Annotated in this window: 12 protein-coding genes; 3 read left to right on the top strand and 9 right to left on the bottom strand. The window is 71.1% G+C overall.

The features are described from left to right. Window positions 1-35: 35 nt before the first annotated feature. The 5 genes from ABH920_RS08575 to ABH920_RS08555 are packed head-to-tail and all read right to left on the bottom strand — an operon-like array spanning window position 36 to window position 4,144. Window positions 36-773, bottom strand: coding sequence for a transglutaminase family protein (locus tag ABH920_RS08575; protein WP_370348337.1), 738 nt, complete (start codon window positions 771-773; stop codon window positions 36-38). Between the two features lie 4 nt (window positions 774-777). Next, the gene (locus ABH920_RS08570; RefSeq protein ID WP_370348336.1) at window positions 778-1,932 is read right to left on the bottom strand and encodes an acyl-CoA dehydrogenase family protein; all 1,155 of its coding nucleotides are present in this window, start codon (window positions 1,930-1,932) and stop codon (window positions 778-780) included. A 40-nt stretch (window positions 1,933-1,972) separates the two neighbouring features. After that, window positions 1,973-2,350, bottom strand: a complete 378-nt coding sequence (locus ABH920_RS08565; RefSeq protein ID WP_194910589.1) for an ectoine synthase — start codon at window positions 2,348-2,350, stop codon at window positions 1,973-1,975. Between the two features lie 25 nt (window positions 2,351-2,375). Beyond that, a complete protein-coding gene (locus ABH920_RS08560; RefSeq protein WP_370348335.1) occupies window positions 2,376-2,639 on the bottom strand; it encodes an acyl carrier protein in 264 nt (87 codons plus the stop codon). Continuing rightward, on the bottom strand, window positions 2,636-4,144 hold the full coding sequence (locus ABH920_RS08555; protein WP_370348334.1) for an AMP-binding protein: 1,509 nt from the start codon (window positions 4,142-4,144) through the stop codon (window positions 2,636-2,638). The genes ABH920_RS08560 and ABH920_RS08555 overlap by 4 nt, the downstream gene beginning before the upstream one ends. 240 nt (window positions 4,145-4,384) lie before the next feature. On the opposite strand from ABH920_RS08555, the gene ABH920_RS08550 reads away from it, so the two are divergent. Continuing rightward, window positions 4,385-6,970, top strand: a complete 2,586-nt coding sequence (locus ABH920_RS08550) for a BTAD domain-containing putative transcriptional regulator (protein ID WP_370348333.1) — start codon at window positions 4,385-4,387, stop codon at window positions 6,968-6,970. A 30-nt stretch (window positions 6,971-7,000) separates the two neighbouring features. On the opposite strand, the gene ABH920_RS08545 is transcribed toward ABH920_RS08550, so the two are convergent. The 4 genes from ABH920_RS08545 to ABH920_RS08530 all read right to left on the bottom strand — a co-directional run bounded on the left by ABH920_RS08545 (window position 7,001) and on the right by ABH920_RS08530 (window position 9,835). Continuing rightward, a complete protein-coding gene (locus ABH920_RS08545) occupies window positions 7,001-8,530 on the bottom strand; it encodes an alpha/beta fold hydrolase (protein WP_370348332.1) in 1,530 nt (509 codons plus the stop codon). Between the two features lie 105 nt (window positions 8,531-8,635). Continuing rightward, on the bottom strand, window positions 8,636-9,217 hold the full coding sequence (locus ABH920_RS08540; protein WP_370348331.1) for a TetR/AcrR family transcriptional regulator: 582 nt from the start codon (window positions 9,215-9,217) through the stop codon (window positions 8,636-8,638). A gap of 12 nt (window positions 9,218-9,229) precedes the next feature. After that, complete coding sequence (locus ABH920_RS08535) at window positions 9,230-9,490, bottom strand: multidrug efflux SMR transporter (protein WP_370348330.1); 261 nt, start codon at window positions 9,488-9,490, stop codon at window positions 9,230-9,232. Between the two features lie 15 nt (window positions 9,491-9,505). Further along, window positions 9,506-9,835 carry a multidrug efflux SMR transporter gene (locus ABH920_RS08530; protein WP_370348329.1) on the bottom strand — a complete coding sequence of 110 codons (330 nt, stop codon included), beginning with the start codon at window positions 9,833-9,835 and terminating at the stop codon, window positions 9,506-9,508. A gap of 56 nt (window positions 9,836-9,891) precedes the next feature. Between ABH920_RS08530 and ABH920_RS08525 the strand changes: the two genes are divergently transcribed. Beyond that, window positions 9,892-10,329 carry a MarR family winged helix-turn-helix transcriptional regulator gene (locus ABH920_RS08525; protein WP_370348328.1) on the top strand — a complete coding sequence of 146 codons (438 nt, stop codon included), beginning with the start codon at window positions 9,892-9,894 and terminating at the stop codon, window positions 10,327-10,329. A 96-nt stretch (window positions 10,330-10,425) separates the two neighbouring features. Next, complete coding sequence (locus ABH920_RS08520; RefSeq protein ID WP_370348327.1) at window positions 10,426-11,553, top strand: alpha/beta fold hydrolase; 1,128 nt, start codon at window positions 10,426-10,428, stop codon at window positions 11,551-11,553. Window positions 11,554-11,558 lie beyond the last annotated feature (5 nt).

The raw sequence follows: 11,558 nt of genomic DNA, 5'->3' as shown, positions 1-11,558 counted from the left end.
GTGAACTGGTCTTCGGGGAGTGGTTCGGCCGGGGGTCAGGAAGGCGAGCCGGATCCGACGAAGCGGCTTCGGCTCGGCACTCGCAGATCCGGGGTGACCATTGCGGGATGCGCGCTCTGGATCAGCTCTCTGATGCGGTCCGGCGTCGGGTCGGGATGCAGGCGCACATCGCCCAGGAATTCCATTCGCTTCAGCCCCTGCGGATCGAAGGCGTGGTGGACGCCTTCGAATTCCAACGGCGCGATCCCGTACATCCGGCACAGCAGGCGGTTGAAGACCGGAGTCACCTTGATCCATCGGCCGTCGAGGTGGATCTCGACGTACCAGTGCAGGAACACCTCCCCGCCGACCAGCGCGGTGAGCTCCGGTGAGGACAGATGGTTGCGGACCAGGCTCGAGGCCAGCCGCGACGGCACCCCGAGATGCCGGACCGCGGTCGCATACAGGATCGACTTGTGCAGACAGAAGCCGCGCCCGGCGTCGAGCACCGCGCTGCCGGCCAGGTCGGCGTCGCGCAGGCCGGTGTCGAAGACCTCGTAGTCGATGCCGTCGCGGACGGCGTAGAACAAGGCCCGGCACCGCTCGCGGAGGTCGGCACCGGTGGCGCCGGCGGCACTGCCCGGCGCCTCCTCGGCGACGAACTGCGCGATCCGCGGCGACTCATGATCGAGCACCGGCGTGGCCCGTAGCGTGAACTCGATCTCCGATTCGGCTTCGGGCTCTTCATCAACCTCGGACTCTGATGTGAATTCGGTCGGAGATATCGCGTTCATGACCTCATCGCCCCGTCTTCCGCGTCCGCAGCCCCAGCAGCGCCGCGAGCCGGTCCCGCTGGATCTCGCTGCTGCCGGAGTAGATGGTCGCCGCGACGTTGTCCCGCAGCTCCTTCTCCACGCCGTACTCGCTCATGTAGCCGGCGCCGCCGAACAGCTGCACCGCGGCCGATGCCGAGGCCACCGCCGCCTCGCTGGCGACCAGCTTGGTGATGGCGATGTCCAGGGCCACGTCCTGGTGGCCGGTGAGCGCCGCCGCGGTGTGCTCCAGCCACATCCGGCTGGTCTCGTAGCCGATTTTCAGATCGGCGATCCGGTGCGAGACCGCCTGGTTGGCGGCGATCGGCGCACCGAACTGCTCGCGGGAGTTGGCGTGGCCGATGACCCGCTCCAGACGCCCGGCCATCTGCCCGACCGTCGCGGCGAACGAGTACAGGATCTCCCGCTTCATCACGTAGTCCAGGACCAGCAGGCCGCCGCCCTCGTAGCCGAGGAGGTGGCCGGCCGGCACCCGGACGTCGTCGAGGAAGAGCTCGCACATCGGCGACGTGCGCAGCCCCATCTTCGAGATCGGGGCGCCCCGGACGACGCCGGCGGCGTCCGTGGGCACCAGGAACGGCGACAGCGCGGTCGCGCCGGAGCCGGTTTTCGCATAGACGACGATCACGTCGGCGATCGGGCCGTTGGAGACGTACGCCTTCGCGCCGGAGAGCACGTAGTCGTCCCCGTCGCGGCGGGCGGTCGTCCGCATCGCCAGCGCGTCCGATCCGCCGCCGCTCTCGGTGATGGCGTGTGCGCCGATCAGTTCGCCGGCGCACACGCCGGGCAGGTACCGCTCCTTCAATTCCGCCGACCCGAAGCGGGCCAACGGAGTGCCGGTGCTGGCCAGTTGGGTGGTGGCGCTGAACACGAGGCCGGCGTCCAGGCAGTGCTCGCCGAGCGACCGCAGGACACTGACGGTCTCGGCGATGTCTAGACCGGCACCTCCGTACTCGGTCGGGAACGGCAGGCCGAACAGCCCGACCTCGCCGAGCCGCCGCCACTTGTCGGCGCGGAAGCGGTGGTCGCGGTCGTCGTCCAGGTGCCCGTCGCTGAGCTCGGCGCCCAGCTGGGCGATCAGGTCGGCGAACGCGGTGCGCTCGTGCGTGGTCGCCGTCATCATCGGATCCCTTCTTGCGGCCTCGTCCAACGGCCGCCTGTCAGTAGGCGGAGAAGCCGTCCGGGCTCAGGCGGTGCTGCTCGTCGCCCCGGATCGGGGGGTTGAAGACGCTGATGAGCTCCAGGTCGCCGTGCTCGGCGGCGCGCAGGATGTGCGCGTCGTTCTGGTCCAGGGCGTAGAGCACGCCGGGCACGAGCTTGTGGCGCAGCTCGCCGTCGGCGCTGACCACCTCGCCCTCGCCGGAGATGCAGTAGCAGGCCTCGATGTGGTTCCGGTACTGCAGGCGCGATTCCGAACCGGCGCGCACCACGGTGTGCGCCACGGCGAATCCGACGCCGTCGGCGGCTATCAGGAGACGGTGACTGCGGCCGTTGCCCCAGTCGACGGCGTCGACGGAGTCCTTCTCGCGGATGATCATGTTTGCCGGGCTTTCTCGGTCAGGGTTATCGGGATGGGGCTTGCGTGTGGGCTTCTATGAACTCGGCGATCGCGTCGATGCTGCGCAACCGCTGCGGATCAAGGTCGAGCTCCTCGATCGGCAGCGCGAAGCGGCGGCCGATCCAGGACAACAGGGAGACCAGGGTCAGGCTGTCCAGGACTCCGCCTTCGAGCAGGTCGTAGTCGGACGGGATGTGGTCGGCGTCGGGGGCGTGGGTGCTGAGGAGGTGGTCGTGGACGACGGCGGCGACACTCGTTGTGGTGGTCACGGAGCGGCTCCTTCGGTGAGCAGGGCACGGATCCTGGCCCGGTCGGGCTTGCCGGTGGAGGTGCGCGGCAGGTCCAGGGAGAGCAGGTGGTAGCGGCTGGGCACCGCGGCGGCGGCCAGCCGCCGGCGACAGTGCCCGCGCAGCGCGAGGGTGTCGAGGGTGGGCCGTTCGGGCCGTTCGGACCGCCCGGACCCTTCGGACCGCTCGGCGGAACGCGGCAGCACGGCGGCGTGCAGCACCTGGCCGGCCACTTCGTCGGGCACCGTGAACACCACGGCTTCGGCCACGTCGGGGTGGTCGGCGAGCACCCGCTCGACCTCGGCCAGGCTGGTCCGGACGCCGTTCACCTTCACGATGCGGCTGATGCGGTCGACGAGGTGGTGCACGCCGTCCGCGGTCCGGCGCACGATGTCGCCGGTCCGGTAGAAGAGCCGGTCCGAGTCCGGCAGCCGCACGAACGGCGAGGACTGCGGATCCTCCTCGGGATCGCCCTGACGCAGATAGCCCGGGGTCTGGAACGGCGTGCTGACCAGCAGTTCGCCCTCGGCGTACCCCTCGCTGGTCGTCGATCCGGTGCCCCGGTCCTGGATCCTGGCCTCGACCCCGGGCAGCGGACGGCCGATCGGGACCCGTCCGGCGTCGATGTCCGCCTGGACCACCCGGTGCCGGAAGCTGTCGTTGGTCTCGGTGCAGCCGTACAGGTTCCACACCTCGGCCCGGGGAAAGGTGCGGCACAGCCAGGACCAGTGCTCGACCGGGAAACTCTCGCCGGTCAGGATCAGGTGCCGGACCCGCGGCTGCGGCGGCACGTCGGCCGTGGCCAGCAGCCGGACCAGCAGCGGCACCGCCTGCACGACCTCAGGGCTCTGATCGACGAGGATCCGGGCGATCCGGTCGGCGCGGGCGGCGTCGTCCGGCCGGACCAGGACGGTGGTGCCGCCGTGGATCAGCGTGCCCCACACGTCGAGCAGCGACAGGTCGAAGTTCAACGGGGCGTAACTCAGGACCCGGATACCCGGGCCGATGCCGAACGCCTCGGCGGCCCAGCCGGCGAAGCGCTCCAGCGCCGGCGAGGGCAGCGGCACGAGCTTGGGGACGCCGGTCGAGCCGGACGTGCTCAGGACCAGGGCCGCGCGGCGGTCGGCCGCGCGGTGCGACTGGGGCACGACCGTCGCGCGCAGCGACTCGGCGTCCCGCTCGTCGGCCTGGACCGTGTAGTCGGCCGCGGCCCGGCACAGCAGATCGGCCCGCAGCTCCGAGCCCAGCCCGCGCGGCGGGATGAACACGGTCGCGCCGGTCTCGGCCAGGGCGAGCGTCGCGGCCACGGCGTGCGCGGACTTGTCCGCCAGCAGCGCGACGGTCTGCCCGGGCCGCACGCCGTCCCGCTCGAACACGCCGCGGTGCGCGGCGACCTGCTCGGCGAGGTCGGCGTAGCTCCAGGTGCGCGTACCGTCGACGACCGCCGCCGCCCGGTCCCGCCGGGCACTGATCGCGACTTCCCACATGGCTGCCTCCCGCCGTTCGAATCCGTTCACTGATTCGCTTCGGATAGATCGTCTCGGCGCCGGCTACCGTGCGGCGACCGCGCCGCTACCGTCCCGAGACGCCGCGCACGGCCGCGGCGAAACGCCCGCTGCCTCAGCGCTACTCCTCGGCTACCCTGGATGATCGAGAGCCGGTGTTCGGGGGTAGGCCGTGGTAGACCCGCCGAAGACCGGGCATGTCTATCGAGTTGAGGGGGAATCGTGGGCGCGCCCGATCTCGACATCTGGATCCTCGGCCCGCTACGCATCCGCCTGGACGGCCGCGAGTCGACGCTGCGCGGCACCCGCGTCTGCCGCCTCGCCGCGCTCCTGAGCGTGAACGCCGACGCGGTGGTGCCGTACGAACGGATCGTGGACGTCCTGTGGGACGACCCGCCGGAATCGGCCCGCCAACAGGTGCACAACGTGGTCGGCACCCTCCGCCGAGCCCTGGGCGGCGGCCTGGTCGCCACCGAAGGCGCGGGCTACCGCCTGGCGGTCCCGCAGTCGGCGGTGGACGCCTACCGCTTCCAGGCCGCGACCGCCGAAGCACGCCAGGCACTGGCCGAAGGCCACGACGAACAGGCACTCAGCACCCTGAACAAGGGCCTGACCCTCTGGCGCGGCCCGGCCCTGACCGGCCTGCGCGACTCACGCCTGGCCAACGCGGCGGCGGTCCTGGACGAGCAACGCCTCGACGCGGTCGAGGCCGCGACCGCCATCCGCCTCCGCCTCGGCGAAGCAGCCGCCACGCTGGGCGAGCTGACCGCCCTGGTCGACGAACACCCCTTCCGCGAATCCCTACGGGCACTCCTGATGCGCGCACTACACGCCTCCGGCCGCCAAGCCGACGCACTGACGGTGTACGAACAGGGCCGCCGAATGCTGGCCGACGAACTCGGCCTGGACCCGGGACCGCAACTCCGGCGCGCGCACGAAGGAGTGCTGCGCGGCGACGCGGCGGCACCGGGAGAGCCGGCCGAGGGGGAGCCGCGGGAGTTGGTGACGGTCGGACGGGCACGGCCTGCGCCTGAAACGTTGCAGCAGCCCGCACCAGGCCGGAAAGCTCACGGCGCGCCCGAGCCGCTGCCGGCCGGCGCTGCGCCCGACGAACGGCAGCAGCCTGATGCGGAGCAGCAGCCTTATGGTGCTGGCTCGCTGCCTGCCGCCGCCTTGGACGGTCAGCCGTGGCCCGGTTCCGAGCAGCAGCCTCCAGCTGCCCGGCCGCAGCCTTCGCCGGAGCAGCAGCCATACGGTGCTGGCTCGCTGCCTGCCGCCGCCTTGGACGGCCAGCCGTGGCCCGGTTCCGAGCAGCAGCCTTCTGGCCCTGGCCCGCTGCCCGCGCCCGCCCCGGTATCCGCACCGCCGGCTGCCATCGCGCCCGACCTCCGACCCTGGCCCGGCCCCGAGCAGCGGCGCTCGCCGGTCCCCTCCCCGCTCGCCCTCGCCGACCCGACCTGGCCCGCCCACGATCCGCTGGTCCGCGCCGTCGAAGCATTACCGCTCCCGGTCCCGCCGACCGCCACCCCTGTCCCCGCGCCCCGCGTCGACCGGTCCTTCCTGCCCCGCGATCTCGCCGAGTTCATCGGGCGCGAGCGCCAGATCCAGGACCTGGTCGCGCAGGCCCGGGCCGGCGGCCCCGCGCCGCAGGTCGCCGTCATCGACGGCATGGGCGGTGTTGGCAAGTCGACGCTCGCCGTGCACGTCGCGCACCGCCTGGCCCCGCTCTTCCCCGACGGCCACTACTTCGTCGACCTGTCCGGTTTCTGCGCCGTCACTGAACCGGTCGAGCCGGCGCAGGCGCTCGAGGCGCTGCTGCGCGCCAGCGGTCTTGCTCCGGAGACGCTGCCCGAGGGCTTGGACGAGCGCAGTGCGCTGTGGCGGGCCCGGCTCTCCGGCCGCCGTGCGCTGGTGCTTCTGGACAACGCGCGCGACGCCGCGCAGATCAGGCCCCTGCTTCCCGGCTCCGGCGAGACCTTCGTCCTGATCACCAGCCGGCGCCGGATGCCCTCGCTGGAGGGCGCCGTGCCGATTCCGCTGCAGGTGATGAACCCCGGCTCGGCCATCGCGCTGTTCAGCCGCATCATCGGCACCGACCGGGCCCGCGCCGAGCCGGAGGCGGTGGCCTCGGCCGTGGAGCTCTGCGGCCGGTTGCCGCTGGCCATCCAGGTCGCCGCGGCCCGCCTCCGGGACCGCGCCACCTGGCCGGTGGAGCGCGTCACCGAGCAGCTGGCCGGGCACCGGACCCGCTTCCTGGTCGCCGGCGACCGCGACGTCACCGCCATCCTCGCCTGGTCCTACCACCAGCTCCTGCCGCTGCCCAAGCGCCTGTTCCGGCTCCTGAGCCTGCATCCGGGCCCCGACTTCGACGCCCACTCGGCCGCCGCCCTCGCCGGCGCGCCCCTGCCCGACGCCGAATCAGCCCTGGAATGCCTCTTCGAAGCCAACCTCCTGCAGGAGCGCGCCCCCGGCCGCTACCACCTCCACGACCTCGTCCACGACGTCGCCGCCGAACTCCAGAGCGCCGACGGCGAACCCGACGAGACCCTGCACGCCTCCGAGCGCCTCATCGACTACTACCTGCACACCGCGACCCAATGGTGCGCGATCCTCGAAACCGGCCAGGCCCAAGCCCCATCACAGGACCCGTACACGAAGCGGGCCAAGAACCCCGAGCACGCCGAACGCCTCCTGGAGACCGAGCTCGGCAACCTCGTCGCGGTCCGCCGCCTGGCCATGGCACTCGGCTGGCGCGAGCGGGCCGACGAGTTGGCGCGCGTGCTCAGTCCCCACTTCGGGCCGGTGTAGGCCGGTGTAAGCCGGTGTGAATCGCCCTGATCAGTACGCGCACAACGTCCCGGCGGCTGGCAGCGTCCGATCGACGAGGTAGCTGTTGGCATTGCTCGCCGCGCAAGGGCTGGTGATGTAGGTGCTGTAGTCGTCGCCGTCGATGGACAGCACACTCGACCCCGGCAGCTGGGCCGCCAGCCCGAAGGCCCAGGAGTACGCGGACAGCGTCTGATGCGTCGACTCCAGGATCAACGCCGGCGGCGCGTGCTTCACCGGGCCCGACGGCGCCGTGCTGCGCGCGGCGACAGGCCAGCCCAGGCAGCCGGTCATGTCGGTCCACGACTGCACCAGCCCGCCCAGATGCGGCGAGGTCTGACGCGCCAGCATCTCCAACTGCGCGAGCCCCGCGTACGTGGTGGCCGCCGGCGGCTGGTCCAGGCAGGCGGAGACCTGCAGCTGAGTGTGGTCGAGGGTCTTGTCGACGTCATGGGTGAACGCGGTGGCGTCGCCGGCCAGCGCCTGCTGGATGGCGGTGCCGAGCGTGGACCAGGTCACCGACTTGATGACCAGGAAGTCCTGGGTCGCGGCCTGGATGTCCTGCCCGGTCAGGCTCTGGCCGGTGCCCTTGACGGGGATCGGAGTGCGGTCGGCCTTGGCGACGAGCTGGTCGTAGACGGCGGCGACGTCCTGACCGTGCAGCGCGCACGCGACCGTGTCGTGACACCAGCCGGCGAAGCGGTCGAAGGCCTGCTCCGCGGTGGCCATCTCGGTGGCCAGCCGCTCGGTCGGCGGCAGGGCGTCGTCGAGCGCGGTGTCGAGCAGCATCGTGCGCAGGCGGCCGGGGAACAGCTGGGCGTAGGTACGGCCGAGCAGATCGCTGTACTGGATGCCGTACCAGTTGAGCTGCGTCTCGTGCAGGCCGACGCGCAGCCGCTCGAAGTCGCGCGCGGTGCTGGCCATGTCCATGTGGGTCAGCAGCGGACCGTTGGCCTTCAGGCAGTCGGCCGCGAAGGCCTGGTTGTTCGCGACCAAGGCGTCGAACTGGGCCTGGCTGGTGGGCAGGTCGGTGATCCCGGGGGCCTTGGCGGGCCGCGTGCAGTGGATGCCCTGGCTGTGGCCGACACCGCGCGGATCCATGGCGATGACGTCGAACCGCTGGGCCATCGGCGTCTGGGCCAGCCCGAAGCGCAGCGCGTAACGGAACTGCTCGATGCTCGATCCGCCGGCGCCGTCGTTGAGGACCACCGCGCCGATGCGGTGCGCGCTGTCCGACGCGCGGTGGCGCACCAGCGACAGCGTGACCTGCGGCCCGCCGGGGTGCGCGTAGTCGACGGGGGCCTTCATGGTTCCGCAGTCCATGCTGGCGAAGTCCGGGTCGGTGCACGGCTGCCACGCGATGTTCGCCGCCGGGCTCGACCGGTCCGCCGAAGCTGGCAGAGCGGACAAGGCCGACGTGGCCGAGGAGTTGGCGGCCGCGCCAGTCGGGATGGCGACGGCCACCACCGCCGTCGCGGCGGCTGCCAGCGCGAGGTACCTGCGCGGCCTGCGGATGTCGGTGGCGCGGGGGAAGAGTCTCATCGTTCTTTCTCTCTGTCGCTACTGAATGTGTGACCGGTCAGTCAATCCTGACCGCAAAAGAAAGCCGGGCTGGCGGCCCGGCGCGAAACGCTCCCGTTCGGGTGGTCACTCCTCTGGGGAGTAGAAGAAAAGCGAGCCGACCAGGGTCTTGGCCCACGCGGCGTCCAACAGTTGGGCGTCCAGGGCCAGAATCTGGTGGCTGAGCGCGCCGATCGCCATGAACTGCTGCACCTGCTCCGGCGTTCCGCCGGTGACCGAGCGCACGAACTCGATCTCCCGGTCCGCGCCCCGCTGCAGCGCCTCCTTGACGGCCGGCACGTCGCACGCGCTCTGTCCGTGCAGCTGCACCATCAACAGATCGCGGTCGCGCATGAGGTCGGCGTAGGCCATGCCCAACGCCTGGAACAGCTCATCGACCCCGCCCGAGGTCTCGGCGACGGCACGTCGGAACCGGGCCAGGATCTGGTCGACGCCGTGGTCCAGGACCGCGACGAAAAGGTCTTCCTTGGTCGGGAAGAGCCGGAAGACGTACGACGTCGAGATCCCGGCGCGCTTGGCGACCTCGGAGGTCGGCGTCCCGTAGTATCCGCGCTCAGCGAAGACCGGGATGGCCGCCCGCAGGACCTCCTCCCGGCGGACCTCCGCGGTCGACAACCGTCGCCGGGATCGGGGGGCGTCGCTTTCCATGGGTGTGAGTGTTCACTCACTCACAGGGAAAGTCAAGCCAGCTTCAGCACCAGCGCCCCGGCGATGATCGCGGCGAACGCGACCACCTTCGGCGGTGTAGCCGACGCTCACATCCAGCGTGCGCAGCGCCAGGCTCAGGGTGAAGATGCCGCCGGCGGCGGCCAGCAGCGTGAACACCGACGGCCATAGGCGGGTGAATCCGTGTGTGGCGTTGGTGCCCAGGGCGAACGCGACCTCGAAGACAGAGGCGATGAGCAGGTAGGTCCAGGCCATGACGAAGCTCCTTGCTCAGGCCGCAGCCAGTTTGTCGGCGACCTTCAACCCCAGTACTCCGCCGATGATCAGCACGAACGCCACCACCTTCGCCGGCGTCACCGCCTCGTGGAACAGCGCGGTCCCGAACACGACCGTCCCCACCGACCCGATCCCGGTCCACACCGTGTAGCCGACCCCGACGTCCAAGGTCTTCAGCGCCAGGCTCAGGAAGAAGATCCCGCCCCCGGCCGCGGCGATCGTCAGCAGGGACGGGGCGAGCACGGTGAACCCGTGCGTGGCGTCGGTCGCGAGCGCGAACACGACCTCGAAGACGGACGCGACGAGCAAGTAGGCCCAGGCCATCGGAATGAATCCCCTCCGCTTTAGTTACATGTACATGCAAGTTCTTGCCATCGCAGGTGGAAACCGCGAAGCCCAGCTCAGACGCCCACACGTGGAACCGCCTGCTGATCCTGCACGCGCATGTCGAGGGCAAACTGGCCACCGTCCTGCAACGCCGCCACGGCCTCGGCCTGTCCGAGTACCGCGCCCTCGGCTTCCTCGACGAGGCCGAGCGGAGCGAGCTGCGCATGACCGAACTAGCCGACCGCCTCGGCCTGAACCAGAGCTCGGTCACGCGCCTGGTCGGCCGCCTCAACGCCGCCGAGTTCACCTACCGCGACCTGTGTCCGGACGACAAGCGCGGCGCCTACACCGTCCTCACCGACGCCGGCCGCGCACGCTACCGCGAGGCCCGCACCACCTACGACGCCACCCTCAGCGCCGCCCTCGACGAACTCGCCGCCGCCGATCCGGCGCACGCGGCGATCGTCGCGGCCGCCCGGAGCGCCGCGTAATACCGCGCGTTACCGCGGCGTACGCTCCTGGACGTACCCGCGAAGTCCGACTTCGAGCCGATGACGAAGCAGTTCACCGAAAGCGACGATCTCACCATGGCGACGGATGAACTGGGTGCGGACGCGGACCTCGAAGCGGGGCAGCCCGAAGCCGAGCAGCAAGAAGAGGCGCAGCAAGAAGAGGCGCAGCAAGTAGCGGAGCAGCATGACGCGGAGCAGTACGAACAGGCGCAGCAAGAACCTGAGCCACACCACACGGTGCACATGCCCCGCCGCCCCTGGCACCGCCGCGTCCTCCGCCGGGCAGCCAAAACGGTCGCGGTCGTCTTCGTGACCCTGACCATGCTCTCCGTCCCCTACAACGCCTACACCGCAGGCACGGTCGCCCCGCCCCCGGGCCTGACCTACATCACCGCCGACGGCATCCACACCCGCTACGAGACCTGGGGCACCAGCGGCTCGCCGATCGTCCTGGTCCACGGCGCCTTCGAGGACTCCGACAGCTGGCAGAACCTGGCCACCCTCCTGGCCCGGGACCACCGCGTCTACGCCCTGGACCTCACCGGCTCCGGCTACAGCCAACGCGTCGCGCCCTACACCCCGCAACACATGGCGGCCCAACTCACCGGCCTGGTCGCCGCGCTGCACATCGACCGCCCGGTCCTGGTCTCGCATTCCAGCGGTGCCGCCGTCGCCGCCGAAGCGGTGTTGGAATCGCCGCGCACCTACAGCGGCCTGATGTTCCTCGACGGCGACGGCCTCCCCATCCCGAGCCCCGGCGTCACCTGGGTCCTGGGCCCGCTACGCACCTCCGTGCTGCACCTGGTGCTGCGCTCGGACTGGGCCATCCGCACGATCTACGCCTCGGAATGCGGACCGTCGTGTCCACGTCTCGACGCCGCCGGCGTGGAACGGTTCCGCCGGCCCTACCAGGTGGCAGGCGCCGAACAAGGACTCTGGGACACCCTGGACACCGTCGGCGGACCGGGACTCCCGGCTTCCCGCCTGTCCCAACTCGCGCGGCTGTGCCTGCCCAAGGCGGTCACCTTCGGAGCTCAGGACTCGATGTTCGCGGCCGACGCGCCCGAAAGCGTCGCCGCGAACATCGGGGCACCGGCGCCGACCGTCATCCCCGGTGCCCACCACCTGTCCCTGATCTCGCATCCGGCGCAGGTGGCGGCCTCGGTCGAGGCCCTGGTGGCCCGAACCGCACCCGGCTGCTGAGTCCC

Source organism: Catenulispora sp. EB89 (genome assembly GCF_041261445.1).
GTDB lineage: Bacteria > Actinomycetota > Actinomycetes > Streptomycetales > Catenulisporaceae > Catenulispora.
Note: the sequence above shows the minus strand (reverse complement) of the source record. Positions and strands in the feature narration are given on the sequence as shown.